Origin of the sequence: Pseudomonas sp. SED1 (assembly GCF_034044025.1) — a bacterium.
Classification (GTDB): domain Bacteria; phylum Pseudomonadota; class Gammaproteobacteria; order Pseudomonadales; family Pseudomonadaceae; genus Aquipseudomonas.
Genome location: NZ_JAXCIS010000151.1, coordinates 37,348 through 59,433 on the forward strand (window position 1 = coordinate 37,348; position 22,086 = coordinate 59,433).

The 22,086-nt window shown below is 60.0% G+C and carries 17 protein-coding genes; 6 read left to right on the forward strand and 11 right to left on the reverse strand.

Annotated features, from left to right (window positions below; translation table 11 throughout):
* Nucleotides 1-79: 79 nt before the first annotated feature.
* The gene (gene ettA / locus SNL23_RS19715; RefSeq protein ID WP_076014026.1) at nucleotides 80-1,744 is read right to left on the reverse strand and encodes an energy-dependent translational throttle protein EttA; all 1,665 of its coding nucleotides are present in this window, start codon (nucleotides 1,742-1,744) and stop codon (nucleotides 80-82) included.
* Nucleotides 1,745-2,029: 285 nt separating this feature from the next.
* On the opposite strand from ettA, the gene SNL23_RS19720 reads away from it, so the two are divergent.
* Entirely contained in the window at nucleotides 2,030-5,881 is a 3,852-nt protein-coding gene (locus tag SNL23_RS19720; RefSeq protein WP_318303183.1) for a bifunctional diguanylate cyclase/phosphodiesterase, read from the forward strand.
* A 277-nt stretch (nucleotides 5,882-6,158) separates the two neighbouring features.
* Nucleotides 6,159-7,412 (forward strand): serine hydroxymethyltransferase, encoded by a 1,254-nt coding sequence (gene glyA / locus SNL23_RS19725; RefSeq protein ID WP_063027005.1) that lies wholly within the window; start codon nucleotides 6,159-6,161, stop codon nucleotides 7,410-7,412.
* A 126-nt stretch (nucleotides 7,413-7,538) separates the two neighbouring features.
* Here glyA and yjiA read toward each other — a convergent pair whose 3' ends face one another.
* The 3 genes from yjiA to SNL23_RS19740 form a co-directional block, all read right to left on the reverse strand.
* Nucleotides 7,539-8,498, reverse strand: coding sequence for a GTPase (gene yjiA, locus SNL23_RS19730; protein ID WP_076014029.1), 960 nt, complete (start codon nucleotides 8,496-8,498; stop codon nucleotides 7,539-7,541).
* A gap of 147 nt (nucleotides 8,499-8,645) precedes the next feature.
* Entirely contained in the window at nucleotides 8,646-8,843 is a 198-nt protein-coding gene (locus tag SNL23_RS19735) for a YbdD/YjiX family protein (RefSeq protein ID WP_003176208.1), read from the reverse strand.
* A 12-nt stretch (nucleotides 8,844-8,855) separates the two neighbouring features.
* Nucleotides 8,856-10,925: a carbon starvation CstA family protein gene (locus SNL23_RS19740; RefSeq protein ID WP_318303185.1), complete on the reverse strand. Its 2,070-nt coding sequence runs from the start codon at nucleotides 10,923-10,925 to the stop codon at nucleotides 8,856-8,858.
* Nucleotides 10,926-11,098: 173 nt separating this feature from the next.
* On the opposite strand from SNL23_RS19740, the gene SNL23_RS19745 reads away from it, so the two are divergent.
* Nucleotides 11,099-11,467 (forward strand): PilZ domain-containing protein, encoded by a 369-nt coding sequence (locus tag SNL23_RS19745; protein WP_318303186.1) that lies wholly within the window; start codon nucleotides 11,099-11,101, stop codon nucleotides 11,465-11,467.
* Between the two features lie 115 nt (nucleotides 11,468-11,582).
* Here SNL23_RS19745 and radA read toward each other — a convergent pair whose 3' ends face one another.
* From radA to katB, 3 genes are read right to left on the reverse strand one after another with little or no spacing between them, the layout of a single operon-like run.
* Nucleotides 11,583-12,950, reverse strand: a complete 1,368-nt coding sequence (gene radA, locus SNL23_RS19750; RefSeq protein ID WP_003215821.1) for a DNA repair protein RadA — start codon at nucleotides 12,948-12,950, stop codon at nucleotides 11,583-11,585.
* 35 nt (nucleotides 12,951-12,985) lie between these two features.
* Nucleotides 12,986-13,525: an ankyrin repeat domain-containing protein gene (locus tag SNL23_RS19755; RefSeq protein WP_318303187.1), complete on the reverse strand. Its 540-nt coding sequence runs from the start codon at nucleotides 13,523-13,525 to the stop codon at nucleotides 12,986-12,988.
* A gap of 53 nt (nucleotides 13,526-13,578) precedes the next feature.
* A complete protein-coding gene (gene katB, locus SNL23_RS19760) occupies nucleotides 13,579-15,120 on the reverse strand; it encodes a catalase KatB (RefSeq protein ID WP_318303188.1) in 1,542 nt (513 codons plus the stop codon).
* Between the two features lie 286 nt (nucleotides 15,121-15,406).
* Here katB and mscL point away from each other — a divergent pair, with 286 nt between their 5' ends.
* Complete coding sequence (gene mscL / locus SNL23_RS19765; protein WP_003215816.1) at nucleotides 15,407-15,823, forward strand: large-conductance mechanosensitive channel protein MscL; 417 nt, start codon at nucleotides 15,407-15,409, stop codon at nucleotides 15,821-15,823.
* A 42-nt stretch (nucleotides 15,824-15,865) separates the two neighbouring features.
* On the opposite strand, the gene SNL23_RS19770 is transcribed toward mscL, so the two are convergent.
* The gene (locus tag SNL23_RS19770) at nucleotides 15,866-16,642 is read right to left on the reverse strand and encodes a ferredoxin--NADP reductase (RefSeq protein WP_167665230.1); all 777 of its coding nucleotides are present in this window, start codon (nucleotides 16,640-16,642) and stop codon (nucleotides 15,866-15,868) included.
* Nucleotides 16,643-17,078: 436 nt separating this feature from the next.
* Here SNL23_RS19770 and SNL23_RS19775 point away from each other — a divergent pair, with 436 nt between their 5' ends.
* Together SNL23_RS19775 and SNL23_RS19780 are read left to right on the forward strand one after the other, a co-directional pair.
* Nucleotides 17,079-17,789: a helix-turn-helix transcriptional regulator gene (locus tag SNL23_RS19775; RefSeq protein ID WP_076014035.1), complete on the forward strand. Its 711-nt coding sequence runs from the start codon at nucleotides 17,079-17,081 to the stop codon at nucleotides 17,787-17,789.
* 128 nt (nucleotides 17,790-17,917) lie between these two features.
* A complete protein-coding gene (locus tag SNL23_RS19780) occupies nucleotides 17,918-19,042 on the forward strand; it encodes a methyltransferase (RefSeq protein WP_318303195.1) in 1,125 nt (374 codons plus the stop codon).
* Nucleotides 19,043-19,083: 41 nt separating this feature from the next.
* Here the strand turns inward: SNL23_RS19780 and SNL23_RS19785 are convergent, their stop codons facing one another.
* Genes SNL23_RS19785 through SNL23_RS19795 form a run of 3 tightly spaced genes read right to left on the reverse strand, consistent with a single transcriptional unit; the run spans nucleotide 19,084 to nucleotide 21,714 of the window.
* Nucleotides 19,084-19,251, reverse strand: coding sequence for a DUF2474 domain-containing protein (locus SNL23_RS19785; RefSeq protein WP_003215809.1), 168 nt, complete (start codon nucleotides 19,249-19,251; stop codon nucleotides 19,084-19,086).
* A gap of 12 nt (nucleotides 19,252-19,263) precedes the next feature.
* Nucleotides 19,264-20,271, reverse strand: a complete 1,008-nt coding sequence (cydB, locus tag SNL23_RS19790) for a cytochrome d ubiquinol oxidase subunit II (protein ID WP_008432810.1) — start codon at nucleotides 20,269-20,271, stop codon at nucleotides 19,264-19,266.
* A gap of 3 nt (nucleotides 20,272-20,274) precedes the next feature.
* Nucleotides 20,275-21,714, reverse strand: a complete 1,440-nt coding sequence (locus SNL23_RS19795; protein ID WP_318303192.1) for a cytochrome ubiquinol oxidase subunit I — start codon at nucleotides 21,712-21,714, stop codon at nucleotides 20,275-20,277.
* Nucleotides 21,715-22,086: the final 372 nt, after the last annotated feature.

The following is a 22,086-nucleotide window of genomic DNA, read 5'->3' on the forward strand; positions in this document are numbered from 1 at the left end:
ATCCAACTCGGTCTTACAAAAAAACACGCAAAAAAAAGCGGAGCCCGAAGGCTCCGCTTTTTTAAACCACCAACCCGAATCAGGCCAGTTTTTTATGCCGTACACGATGCGGCTGGGCAGCGGCTTCGCCGAGGCGTTTCTTGCGATCGGCTTCGTATTCGGTGTAGTTGCCTTCGAAGAACACCGCTTGGGAATCGTCTTCGTACGCCAGGATGTGAGTGGCCACACGGTCAAGGAACCACCGATCGTGAGAGATCACAATGGCGGCGCCCGGGAAGTCCAGCAGGGCTTCTTCCAGGGAACGCAGGGTTTCAACGTCGAGGTCGTTTGACGGTTCGTCGAGCAGCAAGACGTTGCCGCCTTCTTTCAAGGTCAGGGCCAGGTGCAAGCGACCGCGCTCACCACCGGACAGGTCCTTGACGAACTTTTGCTGGTCGCCGCCCTTGAAGTTGAAACGGCCCACATAGGTGCGCGACGGGATTTCATAGTTACCGATACGGATCTGGTCGGAACCGTCGGAAATCTGCTGGAACACCGTCTTGCTGCCGTCGAGGTCGTCGCGGCTCTGGTCCACACAGGCCAGTTGCACGGTTTCGCCGACTTCGATGGTGCCCGAGTCCGGTTGTTCCTTGCCCATCAGCATGCGGAACAGGGTGGATTTACCCGCACCGTTACCGCCGATCACGCCAACGATGGCGCCTTTCGGCATGGAGAACGACAGGTTGTCGATCAACACGCGATCGCCGTAGCCCTTGCAGACGTTCTTGAACTCGATGACCTTGTCACCCAGGCGCGGACCGGCCGGGATGTAGATTTCGTTGGTCTCGGAACGCTTCTGGAATTCCTGGGACTGCATTTCTTCGAAACGCGCCAGACGGGCCTTGGATTTCGATTGACGTGCCTTGGCGCCTTTACGCACCCATTCCAACTCGTCTTTCATGGCCTTTTCATGGGCCGACTGCTGCTTGGATTCGGCCGCCAGACGGTCGGACTTGGCTTCCAGCCAACCGGAGTAGTTGCCCTCGTAAGGGATACCGGCGCCACGGTCGAGTTCCAGAATCCAGCCGGCCACGTTGTCCAGGAAGTACCGGTCGTGCGTGATCGCAACCACGGTGCCCGGGAAGTCGTGGAGGAAGCGCTCCAGCCAGGCGACGGAATCGGCGTCCAAGTGGTTGGTGGGTTCGTCGAGCAGCAGCATGTCGGGGGCCGACAACAGCAGGCGGCACAGGGCCACACGACGCTTTTCACCACCGGACAGGTGCTCAATCTTGGCGTCCCACGCCGGCAGGCGCAGCGCATCGGCGGCAACTTCCAGCTGGCGGTCCAGGTTGTGACCGTCACTGGCTTGCAAGATGGCTTCGAGCTTGGCCTGTTCTGCCGCCAGTTTGTCGAAGTCAGCATCTTCTTCGGCGTAGGCTGCATAGACCTCGTCCAGGCGGGCCTGGGCGTTCTTGATCACGCTGACCGCTTCCTCGACCACTTCACGCACGGTCTTGGTCGGGTCCAGGATAGGTTCCTGTGGCAGGTAGCCGATGTTCAGTTCGGGCATCGGGCGGGCTTCGCCGTCGAACTCGGTGTCGACGCCGGCCATGATTTTCAACAGAGTGGATTTACCCGAACCGTTGAGGCCGAGCACGCCGATCTTGGCGCCCGGGAAGAAGGACAGAGAAATGTTTTTCAGGATTTCCCGCTTCGGCGGAACAACTTTTCCCAGCCGATGCATGGTGAAGACGTATTGAGCCATGGTGAACCTAGCGTCAGTGACTGATGAATTAAGCGGGCGAAACCCGTGCCAGGCCATGCGCGGCGCGGGCCGTTGACCATGATCAATGCCTGCGTGCGGTAGAAGCCTGATTGTCTGGGGCTGGAACGCCCTCGCGTAACCGGCAAAGCTACCTGAATGCGCATGGGCAGTCCAGCCAAGCGGGGCTGGCACTTTGCCACAACACAAGGCATGCTAGCCGCCCTCCGGGCGTCCGGCTTATAGTGCACGTCGCGCGCCAGTCCAGCCAAACCGCAGGATCACAGTTTGTCCAACGTCACCCCGCCAACTCCCCTGCGCGCCGCTCATATAGCGCCGGGAGCGCCCCTGCACGGCACCTTGAAGGGCGCATTGGCGACGCTGGTCTTGTTGCTGCTCGCCTTATTGTTCTGGCAACTGCTGGACCAACTGCAGCAAAACCAGAAAAACCAGCAGCAGTACACCATCGACTACAGCGCCGACCTGGCCGAACAAATCAGCCTGAACATGGCCCTCAGTGCGCAGATCGCGCTGAACCTGCTGCCGATCGTCGAGCCGCCTCGGGACAATGAACAGCAACAAATCCTGATGCGCACCCTGCAACGCTCCCTGCCGGAGCTGCGCAGCGTCGCCCTGCTCGCCCCCAGCGGCGCGATGATCAGTGACAGCGCCGGCGACAGCCAGGACAGCGCCTGGCTCGAAGAACTGGTCAAGCGCAGCCACGCCCAGTCCTATTACTTGAGCAACAACAACGACGGCACCGTCATCTACCTGTTGCTGCATCAGCCCAGTGGCGGCACCAAGATGTACTGGGCCTTGCGCCTGGCGCCCAACTTCCTGGCCAACCTGACACGCCAGGACGGTCAGGGCCAGCGTCCGATGTGGGTGATCGAAAACCGCCTCAACCACCGCGTAGTCAGCCGTGACAGCGGCATGCCGGCCCAGTGGGCCTCGGCGTTGACCCCGGACGAATTGAACAAAAGTGTACTGGTCACGCCCCTGAGCAAAAGCGACTGGCAACTGCGCGGCCTGTTCGACCGTGCCGCCGTGCTGGAGCAACTGCTGCCGGCCTTTATCGGCAAATGCCTGCTGGGCCTGGCCTTCTCGCTGATCCCGGTGATCGTGCTGCTGAACATGCGCCGCCGCCAGCGCCAGGTGCATGAAGGCCGCCGCCGCTACCAGGATATTTTCGAAGGCACCGGCGTGGCGCTGTGTGTATTGGACCTGTCCGGCCTGCGCGCCTTCTTCGACAAAGCCCAATTGCAGACCCGCGAGCGACTTCAGCAATTGCTGCAAGACAGCCCGGAACAACGCCAGCAACTGCTCAAGGAACTGCGCATCACCGAGGTCAATCAGGTGGCGGTGCGCCTGCTGAATGTCGCTTCCTGCGAGCAAGCCTGGGAGCGCCTGATCGACGCTTGCCCGTCGAGCCCTACCGCCATCGGCAACCAGGTGATCGACGCGGTACTGACCCAACAGAAGCAGCTCGAACTGGAAATCCAGCTCAGCGATGTCGAAGGCAACGACCAATACCTGTGGCTGGTGATGCGCCTGCCGGAACAACAGGACGACTTCAAGGCGGTGATCCTGAGCATCAGCGACATCACCAGCCGCAAGCTGATCGAGCTGTCGCTGGTGGAGCGCGAGGGTTTCTGGTCGGACGTGGTACGCACCGTGCCCGATCACCTGTATGTGCAGGACGTGATCAGCCAGCGGATGATTTTCAGCAACCATCACCTGGGCCACACCTTGGGCTACAACAAGCCCGAGTTGCAGCAAATGGGCGAGTATTTCTGGGAAATCCTGCTGCACCCCGAAGACGCCGAGCGTTACCACGACCTGCGCCTGCAACAGCGCCAGGCCGGCTACCTGAGCCAACTGCAGTGCCAGCTGCGCTTTCGCCACCGCAACAACCAATGGCGGCGCTTCGACATCCGCGAACAGGCCCTGGCCCGGGACAAGACCGACCAGGTCACGCGCATCATCGGCGTGGCCAAGGACATCACCGACCAGATCGAGGCCAGCGAATCCCTGCGTGACAGCGAACAGCGCTACCGCATGCTGGCTGAAAGCATCAGCGACGTGATCTTCTCCACCGACAGCAAGCTGGCCCTGAACTACGTCAGCCCGTCGGTGAACGGCGTGCTGGGCTATGACGTGGACTGGATCTTCGAAAACGGCTGGCAATCGACTATCGCCAACCCGCAACAACTGACCGGCATTTACTCCCTGGTGGAGCAAGTCAGCCGCGCCCTGGACCAACCCGACTCCCTCGCGGCGTTGCGCAACGACGTGCAGACCCAGCTGTTCCTGTTCGACTGCCTGCGGGCCGACGGGCGCAAGATCCCGATCGAACTGCGCCTGGTGCTGGTGTGGGACGAACACGGTGCGTTCGAAGGCATCCTCGGCGTGGGTCGCGACATCAGCCAGCAACGCCGTGCGGAAAAAGACCTGCGCATGGCGGCCACGGTATTTGAACACTCGACTTCGGCGATCCTGATCACCGACCCTGCCGGCTATATCGTGCAGGCCAACGAGGCGTTCAGCCGGGTGAGTGGCTACGCGGTGGCGGACGTGCTCGACCAGTTACCGAACATGCTCACCGTCGACGAACAGCAGGAAGCCCACCTGCGCTACGTGCTCAAGCAATTGCACCAGCACAGCACTTGGGAAGGCGAAGTGTGGCTCAAGCGCCGCAACGGCGAGCATTACCCGGCCTGGGTCGGGATTACCGCCGTATTCGATGACGAAGGCGACCTGGCCAGCTACGTGTGCTTCTTCAGTGACATCAGCGAGCGCAAGGCCAGCGAACAGCGGATCCACCGCCTGGCCTACTACGACGCCCTGACCCACCTGCCCAACCGCACGCTGTTCCAGGACCGCCTGCACACCGCGTTGCAGTCGGCGGAACGGCAGAAGTCGTGGGTGGTGCTGATGTTCCTCGACCTCGACCGCTTCAAGCCGATCAACGATTCCCTGGGCCACGCCGCCGGCGATCGCATGCTCAAGGAAATGGCCACCCGCTTGCTGGGCTGCGTGGCCGAAGACGACACCGTGGCGCGCATGGGCGGCGACGAGTTCACCTTGCTCCTGCAACCGCGAGCCAGCCGCGAAATGGCGTTGAACCGGGCGATCAATGTGGCCGAGCAGATTCTGGCCAGCCTGGTGAAACCGTTTGTGCTTGAGGGCCGCGAGTTCTTTGTGACCGCCAGTATCGGCATCGCCCTGAGCCCGCAGGACGGCAACGAACTCAGCCAGTTGATGAAGAACGCCGACACGGCGATGTACCACGCCAAGGAGCGCGGAAAGAACAACTTCCAGTTCTACCAGGCCGACATGAACGCCAGCGCCCTGGAGCGTCTGGAGCTGGAAAGCGACCTGCGCCACGCCCTGGAACAGAACGAATTCGTGCTGTATTACCAGCCGCAGTTCAGCGGCGACGGCAAACGCCTGACCGGCGCCGAAGCCCTGCTGCGCTGGCGCCATCCCCGTCGCGGGCTGGTGCCACCGGGGGACTTTATCCCGGTGCTGGAGGAATTGGGGCTGGTGGTGGACGTGGGCGACTGGGTAATCAGCGCAGCCTGCCGCCAACTCAAGACCTGGCACCAGAACAAGGTGCGGGTGCCCAAGGTCTCGGTGAACATCTCGGCCCGGCAGTTCTCCGACGGGCAACTGGGCGAGCGCATCGCGACCATCCTCAAGGACACCGGCCTGCCGCCGGCGTGCCTCGAGCTGGAGCTGACCGAAAGTATCCTGATGCGCGAGGTCAACGAGGCGATGCAGATCCTCGCCAGCCTGAAAAACCTCGGCCTGAGCATTGCGGTAGATGACTTCGGCACCGGTTATTCATCGCTGAACTACCTCAAGCAGTTCCCCATCGACGTGCTGAAGATCGACCGCACCTTTGTCGACGGCCTGCCGTCGGGTGAGCAGGACGCGCAGATCGCCCGGGCGATTATCGCCATGGCCCACAGCCTGAACCTGGCGGTGATCGCCGAGGGTGTGGAAACCCATGAGCAGCTGGACTTCCTGCGGGAGCACGGTTGTGACGAGGTGCAGGGCTACCTGTTCGGACGGCCGATGCCGGCGAACCGGTTTGAGGCGCAGTTCAGTAATGACGCGCTGTTCATGTTCGACTGAGAGCGTGTGATGCCGCTTTTTGTTGCGAGGGGGCTTGTCCCCCGTTGGGCTGCGAAGCGGCCCCAAAACCTGGCACCTCGATCTACCTGAAGAAACGCGTGAGCCCTGAATGGGGCTGCTGCGCAGCCCAACGGGGGACAAGCCCCCTCGCCACAAGGGCACCGCTCATCCCTAAGTGAATCCCGCTTGTCCGCGACATGATGTCCTTTCATATGCCATCCAAAACCCATTAGGTTAGAATGCGCTTCTTTTCTGCCCCCGATCCTTGAGGACCGCCATGTTCAGCCGTGATTTGACCATTGCCAAGTACGACGCCGATCTCTTTGCCGCCATGGAGCAAGAAGCCGTGCGCCAGGAAGAGCACATTGAGCTGATCGCTTCGGAAAACTACACCAGCCCTGCGGTTATGGAGGCTCAAGGTTCGGTTCTGACCAACAAGTACGCCGAAGGCTACCCGGGCAAGCGTTACTACGGTGGTTGCGAGTACGTCGACATCGTTGAGCAGCTGGCCATCGACCGCGCCAAGGAACTGTTCGGCGCCGATTACGCCAACGTCCAGCCACACGCCGGTTCCCAAGCCAACAGCGCCGTGTACCTGGCCCTGCTGCAAGCGGGCGACACCATCCTGGGCATGAGCCTGGCCCACGGCGGTCACCTGACCCACGGCGCCAGCGTTTCCTCCTCCGGCAAGCTGTACAACGCCGTTCAGTACGGCATCGACGGCAACGGCCTGATCGACTACGACGAAGTCGAGCGCCTGGCGGTTGAGCACAAGCCAAAAATGATCGTGGCGGGTTTCTCTGCCTACTCGCAGATCCTGGATTTCCCACGCTTTCGCGAAATCGCCGACAAGGTGGGCGCCTACCTGTTCGTCGACATGGCCCACGTGGCCGGTTTGGTCGCTGCTGGCGTCTACCCGAACCCGGTGCCATTCGCTGACGTGGTGACCACCACCACCCACAAGACCCTGCGCGGTCCACGTGGCGGCCTGATCCTGGCTCGCGCCAACGCCGAGATCGAGAAGAAGCTGAACTCCGCCGTATTCCCAGGCGGCCAGGGTGGCCCGCTGGAGCACGTGATCGCCGCTAAAGCGATCTGCTTCAAGGAAGCCCTGCAGCCTGAGTTCAAGACCTACCAGCAGCAAGTGGTGAAAAACGCCAAGGCCATGGCCGGCGTGTTCATCGAGCGTGGTTTTGACGTGGTGTCCGGCGGTACTGAAAACCACCTGTTCCTGCTGTCGCTGATCAAGCAAGACATCTCCGGTAAAGACGCTGACGCCGCTCTGGGCAAAGCCTTCATCACCGTGAACAAGAACTCGGTACCGAACGACCCACGTTCGCCGTTCGTCACCTCCGGCCTGCGCTTCGGCACCCCGGCTGTGACCACTCGTGGCTTCAAGGAAGCAGAGTGCAAGGAACTGGCTGGCTGGATCTGCGACATCCTGGCTGACCTGAACAACGAAGCAGTGATTGATGCTGTTCGTGAGAAGGTCAAGGCCATCTGCAAGAAGCTGCCGGTATACGGCGCTTAATAGCAAAAAGCCCGCTGTAGGAGCGAGCTTGCTCGCGAAGAACGTCAACGATAACGCGTGCATCCTGGATGCACGCGGTGCCTATAAGTTCTTCGCGAGCAAGCTCGCTCCTACATGTGGGCTTTTTTATGCCTGATAGATGCGCTGGAAACCCTCGCGAATCTTTTCTTCCGGCAACTCGTCGGCAATAAACACAATCACACTTTCCCGCGTCTCGCCTTCGGCCCATTCGGTGTCCCAATCGAAACCGTAGAGCTTCAGCACGCCCTGAAACACCATCCGCCGGTCTTCCCCGGCAATGTTCAGCACGCCTTTGTAACGCAGCAATTGCTTGCCGTGGTCTTCCAGCAGCTCGTTCATGAACTCGCTGAGTTTGTCGATATCCAGCGGCTGGTCGGTGCGCAGCACCAGGCTGGAGATACGGTCGATGGACGGCGCCTGGCTTACCGGGCGCAAGGTCATGCCAGCGTTGAGGTTGAATCCACGCACATCCAGCAGTTCGGCGAGGTCGATCTTGCCGTGCTCCACCACGCGAATCGGTGCGCGGCGGTTGATGCGGGTCAGGCGCTCGCTGAGGGCGTCGAAGGTGGCGTCGTCCACCAGGTCGCGCTTGCTCACCAGCAGGCGGTCGGCAAAACCGATCTGCGCCTGGGCGATGGTCTGGGTCAGGTGGTGCTCGGCGTGGGCCGCGTCCACTAGGGTGATGATGCCGTCGAGGATGTAGCGCTCGCGCAGTTCTTCATCGATGAAAAAGGTCTGGGCCACCGGGGCAGGATCGGCCAGGCCGGTGCACTCGATCACCAGGCGGTCGAAGGCGATTTCGCCGCTGTCCAGGCGTTCCAGCAGCAGGTACAGGGCCTTGGTCAGGTCGGTGTGGATGGTGCAGCACACGCAGCCATTGGACAGGGTCATGACTTGCACCGGCTCGCTGCCCAGCAGTTGGGTGTCGATACCGGCGTCGCTGAATTCGTTTTCGATCACGGCGATTTTCAAGCCGTGCTCGGCCTTGAGCAGGTGGCGCAGCAGCGTGGTTTTACCCGCGCCGAGAAAGCCGCTGAGGATGGTAACGGGGATGGGAGAGGACAAAGAATTCTCCTTGAAATAGGAACGCAAAAACAATTGTAGGAGCGAGCTTGCTCGCGAAGAACCCAAGGACACCGCGTGCATTCAGGAAGAACGCGGTGTCTTGACGTTTTTCGCGAGCAAGCTCGCTCCTACAAGGGACCTAACGACTCAACAGCACTTGGGCCCACCCTTGCCGCCGTAACGGGCTTCCTGGCGTTCCCGGAAGAACGCCTTGTAGTCCATCATCGGCTTGTCGGGGTGCTTGGTTTGCATATGCTCGACGTAAGTGTCGTAGTCGGGCATGCCGACCATCAGGCGCGCGGCCTGACCGAGGTATTTACCGAGGCGACTGATGTCATTGAACATGATTGCAATCCTCTATCCAGCGTCCGGGATGGCCTGGTATGGCGCTTCTTTATCCGTACGTTCCTTTTTGCCCCAGGCGGCAATGCCGACTTTGAGCGCATAGAACAGGATGCTGAAGACCACGAACAGGAACAGCGCCGTCAGCGTTGCGTTGGTGTAGGCGTTCCAGATCACGTGTTGCATCTGGTCGATGCTCTTGGCCGGTGCGAGGATCTGGCCGCCGGCCAGGGCGTCGCTGTATTTCTTGGCCAGGGACAGGAAGCCGATCGCCGGGTTGGCGTCGAACAGCTTGATGAAGCCGGCGGTCACGGTGCAGATCAGCAGCCAGACAGCCGGCAGCATGGTCACCCAGATGTAGCGCTGGCGTTTCATTTTGATCAGCACAACGGTAGCGAGCATCAGCGCGATACCGGCCAGCATCTGGTTGGAGATACCGAACAGCGGCCACAAGGTATTGATGCCGCCCAGTGGGTCGATCACGCCTTGGTACAGCAGGTAACCCCACATCGCCACACAACCTGCGGTAGCGATCAGGTTGGCGGTCCAGGACTCGGTACGCTTGAGCGCCGGCACGAAGGAGCCGAGCAAATCCTGAAGCATGAAGCGACCGGCACGGGTACCGGCGTCGACTGCGGTCAGGATGAACAGCGCTTCGAACAGGATCGCAAAGTGGTACCAGAACGCCATGGTGTTTTCACCCGGCAGGACGCTGTGCAAGATCTGCGCGATACCGACCGCCAGGGTCGGCGCACCACCGGCACGGGCCAGGATGGTGGTTTCACCGATGTCATGCGCCACCGCCTGCAACGCTTCCGGGGTAATCGCAAAACCCCAGCTGCTGACAGTTTGCGCAACGGTCACCACGTCAGCACCGACAATGGCGGCCGGGCTGTTCATGGCGAAGTACACGCCAGGCTCGATCACAGAAGCGGCAACCATCGCCATGATGGCCACGAACGACTCCATCAACATGCCGCCGTAACCGATGTAACGGGCGTGCCCTTCATTGGCCAGCAACTTGGGCGTGGTGCCCGAGGAGATCAGTGCGTGGAAACCCGAGACCGCGCCACAGGCAATGGTGATGAACAGGAACGGGAACAGACCGCCCTTCCACACCGGGCCGGTGCCATCGATGAACTGGGTCAGCGCCGGCATTTTCAGGTCGGGCATGGTCACCAGGATGCCAATCGCCAGGGCGATGATGGTGCCGATTTTCAGGAAAGTAGACAGGTAGTCACGTGGCGCGAGGATCAGCCACACCGGCAACACGGCGGCGACAAAGCCATAACCCACCAGCATCCAGGTGATCTGGATCCCGGTGAAGCTGAACGCCTTGGCCCACACCGGGTCAGCGGCAATCTGCCCGCCCAGCCAGATCGAGCCCAGCAGCAACAGCACGCCGACAATCGAGATTTCGCCGATACGGCCCGGGCGGATGTAGCGCATGTAGATGCCCATGAACATCGCGATCGGGATGGTCGCCATCACCGTGAAGATGCCCCACGGGCTTTCGGCCAGGGCCTTGACCACGATCAGCGCCAGCACCGCGAGGATGATGATCATGATCAGGAAGCAGCCAAACAGCGCGATGGTCCCGGGAATGCGGCCCATTTCTTCGCGGACCATGTCCCCCAGGGAACGGCCGTTGCGACGGGTGGAGAGGAACAGGATCATGAAATCCTGCACCGCGCCCGCCAGCACCACACCGGCTATCAGCCACAAGGTGCCGGGCAGGTAGCCCATCTGCGCTGCCAGTACCGGGCCGACCAAAGGCCCGGCGCCGGCGATTGCCGCGAAGTGGTGACCGAAAAGGATATGTTTGTTGGTCGGCACGTAGTCCAGACCGTCGTTGTTGACCACGGCGGGGGTAGCCCGCAGTGGATCGAGCTGCATCACATGGTTAGCGATGAACAGACTGTAGTAACGGTAAGCAACCAGATAAATGGCCACTGCTGCGACCACAATCCACAAGGCGTTGATCGCCTCGCCGCGGCGCAAGGCCACTACGCCCAGGGCGCACGCTCCTACGATTGCCAGCAGCAGCCAGGGTAGATGGCGTAGCAGGCTATTATTATTTTTCATTTTTATATTCCAGCCAGGGTGGACAGAAAGACAGCCATCCCGAGTTTAGCGCTACTGGCCTTAAAGGCCACCCCCCTACGTTGGTCTAGAGCCTTGCCGGGGCGAAAAAAGCAGAAAAAACCGTCCCATGATGGCGCACGGCTACAATTCTTTTATCCACAGAGGGTTTCACCATGAGCGAACAGCCTTCAGACCGTCGCCGTTTTCGACGCATTGCCTTCGATGCCAAGACCGAGCTCACGCAAGACGGCCATGTCTGGTCGGTGCAATTGGTAGATTTGTCGCTCAAGGGATTGCTGGTGCAACGGCCGCAGGACTGGCAAGGCCATCGCTACGAATCGTTCGACGTGGACATTCATCTGGACGCCGAGACCGAGGTGAAGATGCAGGTGCGGCTGACCCATGATGATCATGGGCAGCTCGGTTTTGTGTGCGAGCACATCGACCTCGACTCCATCAGCCACCTGCGGCGGATAATCGAGCTGAACCTCGGTGATCAGGCAGAGCTGGAGCGGGAATTCGCCGCCTTGCTGGAGATCTGAACATGTGGGAGCTGGCTTGCCTGCGATGGCGGTGTGTCAGTTTGCATATCAATTAGCTGATACACCACCATCGCGGGCAAGCCCGGCTCCCACTTAGGCGATGGGTGGCTGGCGTCTATTCGAACAGGGCATCCAGCGCCTGCTCCAGGCGCGTCACCCCAATCACTTGCAGCCCAGGTGGCATTTCTTTCGGGGCATTGCCCTTGGGCACGATGGCGCGCTTGAAGCCGTGCTTGGCTGCTTCCTTCAGGCGCTCCTGACCGCTGGGCACCGGGCGCACTTCACCCGACAAACCCACCTCGCCGAACACCAGCAAGTCGTGGGGCAACGGCCGGTTGCGCAGGCTGGACATCACTGCCGCCATCAACGCCAGGTCGGACGCGGTTTCCAGCACCTTGACCCCGCCCACCACGTTGAGGAACACGTCCTGGTCATGGGTGGGAATGCCGCCATGGCGGTGCAATACCGCCAGCAACATCGCCAGGCGGTTCTGGTCCAGGCCCAGCGTGACGCGGCGCGGGTTGGCCAAGTGGCTGTCGTCCACCAGCGCCTGCACTTCCACCAGCATCGGGCGGGTGCCTTCCCACGTTGCCATCACCACACTGCCCGGGACTTCTTCTTGGGCGCGGGTGAGAAAAATCGCCGACGGGTTGGAGACTTCTTTCAAGCCGCGGTCAGTCATGGCGAACACACCCAGCTCGTTGACCGCGCCAAACCGGTTCTTCACCGCCCGCAGCAAACGCAACCGCCCGTCGGACTCGCCTTCGAAATACAGCACGGTGTCGACCATATGCTCCAGCACCCGTGGGCCAGCCAGCGCGCCTTCTTTGGTCACGTGGCCCACCAGGAAAATCGCCGTGCCGCTCTGTTTCGCATAGCGCACCAGCAGCGCAGCACTTTCCCGCACCTGGGACACGCCACCCGGCGCCGATTGCAGTTGTTCGGTGAAAATCGTCTGGATCGAGTCGATCACCATCACCTTGGGTTTTTCCAGGCGCGCGGTGGCGATGATGCTTTCGATGCAGGTTTCGGTCATCACCCGCAGTTGGTCCTGGGGCAAGCCCAGGCGGCGCGCACGCATGGCCACCTGCTGCTGGGATTCTTCGCCGGTGACATACAGCGCCGGCATGCGGCTGGCGATGCTGCACAGGGTTTGCAGCAAGATCGTGGATTTACCGATGCCCGGGTCACCGCCAATCAGCACCACAGAGCCGTCCACCAGGCCGCCGCCCAGCACCCGGTCCAGTTCACCGGAAGCGGTGGAGAAACGCGGGATTTCTTCGACGCTGACTTCGGCCAGGGTCTTGATCTGGGTTTGTTGCCCGGTCCAGCCGGACCGACCGCTGGGGGCCACGGCGCCGCCGCTCTCGATCATGGTTTCGGTCAGGGTGTTCCACGCACCGCATTCCGTGCACTGCCCGGCCCATTTGGGAAAGGTCGCGCCGCACTCCGTGCAGCCATACATGCGCTTGGCCTTTGCCATTTGAGAACCTCCAACCGAAAAACCGCGATGATAGCTCAGCGCGGCGCCGGGGTACGGATTTCACCACTGGCCAAGCGTGAAGCGCTGTTACCGCTCGGGTCTTCGGCGTTGAGATCCGCGCCCTTGGCTTTCAGTTCATCCAGCAGTTCCACGCGCTTGAACAGCCCGGCGTACATGGCCGCCGTTTGTCCGGCACCGTTGCGTTGGTCGGGGTTGCAGTCGGTGGCGAGCAGGCGCTGGGCGATTTTCAGCTCACCCTTGAAGATCGCGCCCATCAAGGCGGTGTTGCCGCGTTTGTCCTGCACGCAGGCATCGGCGCCGGCTGCGAGCAACCGGTCCACGTAGGCACTTTCGCCGTGATAGGCGGCGAGAATCAGTGCCGTGTAGCCTTTTTCATCCTGGGTGTTCAGCGAATAGCCGGAATCGATGAAGGTGTTGAGCATTTCCACGTCGCCACGGCGGGCGGCGTCGAAGTAATAGTCCTGCAACTGGGTTTTTACCGCTTCGGGGTCAGGCGACTCGGCATGGGCCGTGAGGGCCAGCAAGGCTGTAAATAACGCGATGTAGATACGCATGGGGTTTCTCCTGCCTGGGTGTCGGCGCCCGCTCGGGCGCCGACGGGGGCCAATCAGTCAGTCAGCTTTTCAGCCAGCGCCTTGACGCGGGCCAGGTCGCCCTTGGCAACTTTGGTCACGCCAGTGCCGTACTCCGGATCAGCTTTATAGAGGAACGACAGGATGATGTGCTTGCTCTCGTCATCGGTGGTGGCCAGGGAGCCGCCGAAGTTGTCGATCAAGTCCTGGCGTTCTTTCTTGTTGAACGAGCGGTACAGGTCGCCGGCCTGCTTGAAGTTCTGCTCACGCTGGATCTTCGCCTGCTGGGTACTGCCCGACAGGGCCGACTGGCTGTAACGCGCGGTTTGCGGCTCTTCCCGTGGCAGCAGGCGGCTTGGCTGGTAGTTCACGCCGGTGGTGGTCTTGCCGAAGTTCATCGCGCCGTCCTGGTTACCGTTGTTGACGGTCACCCGGGGTGCGTTGATCGGCAGTTGCAGGGCGTTTGGCCCCAGGCGGTACATTTGCGTATCGGCGTAGGAGAACACCCGGCCTTGCAGCAGGCGGTCTTCCGACGGCTCGATGCCCGGCACCAGGTTGGCCGGGGCCATGGCCACTTGCTCGGTTTCCTGGAAGACGTTGGCCGGGTTGCGGTTCAGCACCATCTGCCCGACTTTGCGCTCAGGCACGTTTGGCCAGATCTTGGTGGCGTCCAATGGGTCGAAATCAAACTTGGCCAGCTCTTCAGGTTTCAGCACTTGCACATACAGGTCCCACTTGGGGAAGTCGCCCTTGTTAATGTGCGTGACCAAATCATTGGTCATATGGCTGTAGTCACGGCCCTGTACTTCAGCTACTTGTTTAGGGTCAAGGTTCTTGATGCCTTGCAGGCTCTTCCAGTGGAACTTGACGTAGTGCACTTCGCCCTTGGCATTAATCAACTTGTAGGCATGTACACCGTTACCGTCCATTTCCCGGTAACTGGCAGGAGTGCCAGAGTCCGAATACAACTCGGTCAGTGTACGAGTCGACTCTGGAACATGGGAGAAGAAGTCAAAGCGACGGGAATCGTCATCAAGGTTAGTGCGCGGGTCTGGTTTAAAGGCGTGAACCATATCCGGGAACTTGATCGCATCGCGAATGAAGAACGTCGGGAAGTTATTACCTACCAGGTCCCAGTTGCCTTCAGCGGTGTAGAACTTGGTAGCAAAGCCGCGGGGGTCACGCAGGGTTTCCGGCGAATGGTTGCCGTGAACTACCGCAGAAAAACGCACAAATACCGGCGTGGCTTCACCGGCGGCAAATACCTTGGCCTTGGTCAGGTCGCTGAGGTTGTCGGTGACGGTGAAGGTACCGTGGGCACCGGTGCCGCGAGCGTGCACAACACGCTCCGGAATCCGCTCGCGATCAAAGCGCTGCAATTTCTGGATCAGTTGCACGTCTTGCAACAGGACCGGGCCATTCGCACCGGCGGTTTGCGAGTTCTGATTGTCACCGACCGCCGCGCCATTGTCGCGCGTGAGGTTGGCGGCGTGTACGGACAGCGAAAGAAGACTGGCGCTCACTACGAGCAACACCCGTCGCGCAGAAATAGGCCCGCGGCTAATAGGGTTTTTCATCGAGGTTTCCTCTGGTTTTTTTAGTGCACATTGAGTTGTGCTTTCCAGAGGCTAGTGACCTGCGAGTCAGAAGATAAATAGAAAAGCCGTACCAACCCGATTAAAAAAATAGTGTGGTAACCCCATGAAATAGCGGGTATTCCGCGCGCGATTGGTGGCACTTTGCAAACTATTTGCGATTTAATGTGTCGATAAAAACGGACACTGTTAGCAGTTGTGTCGAGCAAGCCTCGCCACACTGTCTTACACTGGCTTCTACCTCCTCATCTGTAACAAGGAATAACCTATGGGCGTGTTAAGTGAGTTCAAGGCCTTCGCGGTCAAAGGTAATGTGGTCGACATGGCCGTCGGTATTATCATCGGTGCCGCCTTCGGCAAAATCGTTTCCTCCTTTGTAGGCGACGTAGTGATGCCACCCATCGGCCTGTTGATCGGGGGCGTCGACTTCGGCGACCTGGCCGTAACGCTCAAAGCCGCCCAGGGCGATGCGCCTGCCGTGGTGCTGGCGTACGGCAAGTTCATCCAGAGCGTGATCGACTTTGTGATCGTCGCGTTTGCGATCTTCATGGGCGTGAAGGCCATCAACCGCCTGAAGCGTGAAGAGGCCGTGGCGCCTAGCCTGCCGCCGGTTCCGACCAAGGAAGAAGTGCTGCTCGGGGAGATCCGCGATCTGCTCAAGGCACAGAACAGCAAGCCCGAGTAAGCTCGGCAAATAAAGTAAAGGCGCCTGCAGGGCGCCTTTGTTTTACCAATAGTTTTCTACCGCGACCTGCCCCGGGCGGCGGGTCAGGCTCAGTTGCATGTCACGCTGTTTCAGCAGCTGACGCGTGTCGTCGATCATCTGCGGGTTACCGCAAATCATCACTCTGGAATGCTCAGGGGTCAGCTCCACACCTGCGGCGCGCTCCAACTCGCCATTCTCGATCAGGGTAGTAATCCGACCGTTCAACGCGCCCGGATGTTGCTCACGGGTGACAATCGGAATGTAAGTGAGCTTGTGGGCGTGCTCTGCCAGGTACTCTCGTTCGCCCAGCTCATGGATCAACGACTGGTAAGCCAGCTCCGTTGCTTCGCGGGCACTATAGACGAGGATAATCCGCTCGAATTTCTCCCACACCTCGAAGTCCTGCAGGATCGACAGAAACGGTGCAATACCGGTCCCGGTGCCCAACAGCCACAGATCACGACCATCCACAAACCGGTCCAGGGTCAAAAAGCCCGTGGCCTGGCGCTCCACCAGCAAGGTATCGCCCTCCCGCAGGCGACTCAGCTCACTGGTGAACTCGCCACCTGGTACCACGATGGAGAAGAAATCCAGGTACTCATCAAAGGGCGAGGACACCACCGAATAAGCACGCCACACAATGCTGCCATCGGCCTTGGTCACCCCCAGGCGCACGAACTGCCCGGCGCGAAAGCGAAAGCCCGGGTCTCGGGTAGTGCGCAGGGTAAACAGGCTGGGGGTCAGCGATTGCACGTCGAGCAGGGTCTGGCGGGTGTATTTTTCAGCACTGGCCGTCATGGGAAACTCCATTTGCAGAGGCCCCTAGTGTCCCTCAAAGCAGCGCCTGGAAACACCGATGGTTTGTGCTGGCATTGCCGCTGCGCAGAGGTCTTGGCCAACGATTTTTCCACAAGCACAAATCGGCAAACGCTGGACGGTACTAAACATTTGGCTATTAGCCGCACTCCGACAAGACGCTAGATGATGAAATGCAACTAAATATTAATAAGTAACACTCACAGCAAGCCCTTCAAAAAAATGGAAAAACCTTTATCGCGCTCGGCAACTTGTACACCGATTTTAATTTGTACAGGTACTCTTGGACTAAAAGCACAGCCGAAAATAACAGAATTTTCATTTCGAACTGTAGCCGTTGTCCTACACTAATTTTTCATGTCGTAACCGGGGGGACTGGAAGTACCCCATGAAAAACCGTGCACATGGAGCGTTACCGATGATCAACTGGCACAACACTCGCGTTCCCAAACTCGAAGGCGAAAGCGAAATAACCAGTATGTACGAAGCCGCCCTCAACCTTACCTACGAGCTTGGCTTCCAATACTGCGCATTCACCCTTAGTTCTCATCTACCCAACAACCAAACGAAAACCGTCAACCTCAACAACTATTCAAATGAGTGGAATACGCTGTACAAACAACAACACTACTTTGATCTGGATCCTGTTGTTGCACACTGCAAACGCTCGGTTCTACCCATCGTCTGGGAAGAGAAAATCTTTTCCTCGGTACCGGACTTATGGGTTCATGCCCAAACCCACGGCCTGAATTTTGGATGGACACAGTCGATCCATGACTTCCAGGGTGTTTTCAGCATGCTGACCTTGGCCCGTACCTCCGTCCCTGTGGGACCTGAAGAACTCTATGAAAAAGCCGGGCAAGTACTTTGGATTTGCCACGCGATGCATGCGGTCGTCGCAAAAAAGTATGCTGACGCTCCTAGCCCGCAAGCCCCCAGTAAATTGACCCCGCGGGAAACCGAAATCCTGCAATGGTCGGCCATGGGCAAGACCGCCTCCGACATCGCCACCATCCTGTGCCTTTCCGAACGCACGGTCGGTTTCCATATCAGCAGTGCAATGAAGAAACTCGGGGTCAGTAACAAGATTGCCGCAGTGATCACGGCAGTGAAATGCGGGTTGTTTTAAACACCGAATGTAATCCAGGGGAAAAAAACGTAACATTTGCGACCAGTTCCCGGTGATGACGCGAGTGCCTGATGAGCCTCCTGTCGCCGTTCACCCCGATGGTTCGCTTACCCAGAGTCTCCCCTGCCATGCCCCTGCTCGACAGCCCCTTCGCCCAACTCGACCTGATCCGTCAGCCAGAACAGCACAACGACCCGCTGCAAGCGTTTGATGCAGCCGATGAGTACTTGCTCAGCTACCTGGCGGAACAACAGCTGACGCCGGCGACCCGCGTACTGGTGCTCAACGACAGTTTCGGCGCCCTGGCGGCCAGCCTCGAAGGGCATGTGCAGTTGACATCCAGTGGTGACTCGTTCCTCGGTGCCCTGGGCCTGGAGAAGAACCTGGCGCGCAACGGCAAGACCTTCGACGCGGTAACGTTCCTGCCCGCCAGCCAGACCCCAGCCGGGCCGTTCGACCGCGTACTGATCCGCGTGCCGAAGACTCTGGCCCTGCTCGAAGAACAACTGATTCACCTGCAAGGCCAGCTGGCACCTGGCGCCGAGGTCATTGCTGGGGCGATGGTCAAGCACTTGCCTCGCGCCGCCGGTGAATTGCTGGAGCGCTTTATCGGGCCGATGCACGCCTCTCTTGCGGTCAAGAAGGCCCGCCTGCTGATCGCCACCCTGGCCGACCGGCCGCACGCAGTATCGCCCTACCCGACGCGCTACAGCCTGGACACCCCGGCCATCGAACTGCTCAACCACGCCAACGTGTTCTGCCGCGAAGGCCTGGACATCGGCACCCGGGCCTTCCTGCCGCACTTGCCACAAAACCTGGGCAGCGCCCGCGTGGCAGACCTGGGATGCGGCAACGGTGTGTTGGCGATTGCCAGCGCGCTGCAAAACCCCGAGGCGCAGTACACGCTGGTGGATGAGTCCTATATGGCGGTGCAATCGGCCGCCGAGAACTGGCGCGCGGCCCTGGGCGAGCGCGACGTGCTGATTCGCCCCGGCGACGGCCTGGCCGATCAGGAGCCGCAATCACTGGACGTGGTGCTGTGCAATCCGCCGTTCCACCAGCAGCAAGTGGTGGGTGATTTCCTCGCCTGGCGCATGTTCCAGCAGGCACGGGAAGCGCTGGTAGTAGGCGGCGCCCTGTATATCGTCGGCAACCGGCACTTGGGTTATCACAGCAAGCTGGCGCGTTTGTTCCGCGGTGTCGAGCAAGTGGCGGCGACGCCGAAGTTCGTGATTCTCAAGGCGCGCAAATAAAAAAGCCCTCCATAAAGGAGGGCAATATTTACAACGGGATGTCAGTGGGTGGTCAGGCCCGCGGCATTCATGAACATGCGCATCAGGCTGGCCACCACGAACAGGGCCAGGACGCTGCCGGTCCAGATCATCGCCAGCCAGCCCAGACGCTGCCAGAGCGGCTTTTTCTCGGCCTGTTCGATGTCGTGCAACGAAGGTTTGCCGGACATGAGTCAATCCTCCTAGTGATAACCGTCTTCGTGGGTGACCTTGCCGCGGAACACGTAGTAGCTCCAGAAGGTGTAGCCCAGGATGAACGGGATGATGAACAAGGTGCCCACCAGCATGAAGCCCTGGCTTTGCGGCGGCGCGGCGGCGTCCCAGATCGATACCGATGGCGGGATGATATTCGGCCACAGGCTGATCCCCAGACCGCTGTAGCCGAGGAAGATCAGCACCAGCGTCAGCAGGAACGGCGTGTAATGCGCATTACGGGCCACGGCGCGAATCAGGCCGTACATGGTCACCAGCACCAGAATCGGCACCGGCAGGAACCAGAACAGATTCGGCAGGGTGAACCAGCGCGAGGCGATTTCCGGATGAGCCAGCGGCGTCCACAGGCTGACGATACCGATCACCGCCAGCACCACGAATGCCAGGGGCCGCGCGAGGTTGTGCATCTTCTCCTGCAAGCTGCCTTCGGTCTTCATGATCAGCCAGGTGCAACCCAGCAGCGCATACGCCACGATCAAGGCCACCCCGCAGAACATCGTGAACGGCGTCAGCCAATCCAGTGAACCGCCGGCAAACTGGCGGTCGACCACCGGGATACCATCGATGAACGCCCCCAGCGCCACGCCCTGGAAGAACGTCGCCGCCAGCGAGCCGCCGATGAAGGCCTTGTCCCACAGGTGACGCTTGTCGTCCTTGGCCTTGAAGCGGAATTCAAACGCCACGCCGCGAAAGATCAGCCCGATCAGCATCAGCATCAGCGGCAGGTACAGCGCCGAGAGCACCACCGAATAAGCCAGCGGGAAGGCGCCAAACAACGCCGCGCCGCCGAGTACCAGCCAGGTTTCGTTGCCGTCCCACACGGGGGCGACGGTGTTCATCATCACGTCACGGTCAGTCTTGCCCGGGATGAACGGGAAGAGAATGCCGATCCCCAGGTCGAAGCCGTCCATGACCACGTACATCATGATGCCGAAGATGATGATCACGGCCCAGATCAGCGGAAGATCAATACCCATGGCTCAGTTCCCCTTGTTCAAGGTGTCGCCGTGATCGGCATCGGCACTGTCATCAGCCGCCGACAACGGACGCGCCGGTGTGCGTTTCTGCCCAGCGCCACCGTGAGTAGGCTCGGTGCTTTCGTGGGTCACAGGCCCTTTGCGCACCAGGCGCATCATGTAGCCCAGGCCCGCGCCGAACAGCGCGAAATACACCACCACAAACAACACCAACGTGATGCTCATCTGCGCAAAGCTGTGGTTGGACGAAGCATCCGCCGTGCGCATCAGCCCGTAGACCACCCACGGCTGCCGGCCGATTTCGGTGGTGAACCAACCGGCGAGAATCGCGATCAGGCCGGACGGGCCCATCCACAGCGCCAGGTACAGGAACGGCTTGGACGTGTACATCTTGTCGCCACGGCGCAGCCAGAGGCTGAACAGGCCGGTGAAAATCATCAGGAAGCCCAGGCCCACCATGACCCGGAACGACCAGAACACGATGGTCGAATTCGGACGATCCTCAGGCGGGAAGTCCTTGAGGGCCGGCACCTGCTTGTCCAGGGAGTGAGTCAGGATCAGGCTGCCGAGGTACGGGATTTCCACCGCGAACTTGGTTTTTTCAGCTTTCATGTCCGGCCAGCCGAACAGGATCAACGGCGTGGGCTCGTCGCCGATATTCTCCCAGTGGCCTTCAATCGCGGCGATCTTCGCCGGCTGATGCTTGAGGGTATTCAGGCCGTGGAAGTCACCGATGACCGCCTGGATCGGCGCGACAATCAGCGCCATCCACATCGCCATCGACAGCATGGTGCGGATCGCCGGGTTGTCCTTGCCGCGCAGCAAGTGCCAGGCCGCCGAAGAACCGACGAAGAACGCGGTCGCGACGAAGGCTGCCGTGGCCATGTGCATCAGGCGGTAGGGGAACGACGGGTTGAAGATCACGGCAAGCCAGTCGGTAGGAATCACCCGGCCATCAATGATTTCAAAACCCTGTGGCGTCTGCATCCAGCTGTTGGAGGCGAGAATCCAGAAGGTCGAGATCAGCGTGCCGACGGCTACCATCACCGTGGCAAAGAAGTGCAGCTTGCGTCCGACCTTGTTCCAGCCAAACAGCATGACCCCCAGGAAGCCGGCTTCAAGGAAGAATGCCGTGAGCACTTCATAGGTCAGCAAGGGCCCGGTGACGGCGCCGGCGAAGTCCGAGAAGCGGCTCCAGTTGGTGCCGAACTGATAGGCCATGACCAGACCGGAGACCACGCCCATGCCGAAGTTGACGGCAAAGATCTTCGACCAGAAATGGTAGAGGTCACGGTAGGTGTCGTTGTTGGTCTTGAGCCACAGGCCTTCCAGCACCGCAAGGTAACTGGCCAGGCCGATGGTGATGGCCGGGAACAGGATATGGAATGAGATGGTGAACGCGAATTGAATTCGGGCGAGATCTAGCGCCTCCAAACCGAACATAAGTCTTCCTCTGTCAGGTAATACAGAATGCTGGCTGGAGGCCTGCACCCACTGCCCCCACGGATATGGAGTGTGGCGAATTCAAATTCGTTTCTTTTTATACCAACCACGCAGGGATTCTGGCCTTGCGGCCGCCAGAGCAATCCCGGCGAAGGTTTTGATCTGGATCAAGCATTGCTGAAAGAGTAGTCCCATTTTCGCGAGAGCAAGGCGTGGTCTTTTGCCGCGTGACAGGTTGCCTCAGTGGTGAGTAAGGGTTGTGTGGGGGGAGATTGGGCGGGCATGGGGTGTATATCCGTTATTTGGGTGATGGCTGGTATTGGTTCCGCTCTTACAGCGGCTCACTTTTGAAAAGCGCAAAAGTAAGCAAAA

Excerpts from the sequence above, each read along its gene's own strand:
- cydB (WP_008432810.1), bottom strand. The coding sequence starts at position 20,271 with ATGGGTATTGATCTTCCGCTGATCTGGGCCGTGATCATCATCTTCGGC.
- SNL23_RS19795 (WP_318303192.1), bottom strand. The coding sequence starts at position 21,714 with ATGTTCGGTTTGGAGGCGCTAGATCTCGCCCGAATTCAATTCGCGTTC.
- SNL23_RS19775 (WP_076014035.1), top strand. The coding sequence starts at position 17,079 with ATGATCAACTGGCACAACACTCGCGTTCCCAAACTCGAAGGCGAAAGC.
- katB (WP_318303188.1), bottom strand. The coding sequence starts at position 15,120 with ATGAAAAACCCTATTAGCCGCGGGCCTATTTCTGCGCGACGGGTGTTG.
- mscL (WP_003215816.1), top strand. The coding sequence starts at position 15,407 with ATGGGCGTGTTAAGTGAGTTCAAGGCCTTCGCGGTCAAAGGTAATGTG.
- SNL23_RS19780 (WP_318303195.1), top strand. The coding sequence starts at position 17,918 with ATGCCCCTGCTCGACAGCCCCTTCGCCCAACTCGACCTGATCCGTCAG.
- SNL23_RS19770 (WP_167665230.1), bottom strand. The coding sequence starts at position 16,642 with ATGACGGCCAGTGCTGAAAAATACACCCGCCAGACCCTGCTCGACGTG.
- SNL23_RS19785 (WP_003215809.1), bottom strand. The coding sequence starts at position 19,251 with ATGTCCGGCAAACCTTCGTTGCACGACATCGAACAGGCCGAGAAAAAG.
- SNL23_RS19745 (WP_318303186.1), top strand. The coding sequence starts at position 11,099 with ATGAGCGAACAGCCTTCAGACCGTCGCCGTTTTCGACGCATTGCCTTC.
- SNL23_RS19740 (WP_318303185.1), bottom strand. The coding sequence starts at position 10,925 with ATGAAAAATAATAATAGCCTGCTACGCCATCTACCCTGGCTGCTGCTG.
- SNL23_RS19735 (WP_003176208.1), bottom strand. The coding sequence starts at position 8,843 with ATGTTCAATGACATCAGTCGCCTCGGTAAATACCTCGGTCAGGCCGCG.
- glyA (WP_063027005.1), top strand. The coding sequence starts at position 6,159 with ATGTTCAGCCGTGATTTGACCATTGCCAAGTACGACGCCGATCTCTTT.
- SNL23_RS19755 (WP_318303187.1), bottom strand. The coding sequence starts at position 13,525 with ATGCGTATCTACATCGCGTTATTTACAGCCTTGCTGGCCCTCACGGCC.
- ettA (WP_076014026.1), bottom strand. The coding sequence starts at position 1,744 with ATGGCTCAATACGTCTTCACCATGCATCGGCTGGGAAAAGTTGTTCCG.
- radA (WP_003215821.1), bottom strand. The coding sequence starts at position 12,950 with ATGGCAAAGGCCAAGCGCATGTATGGCTGCACGGAGTGCGGCGCGACC.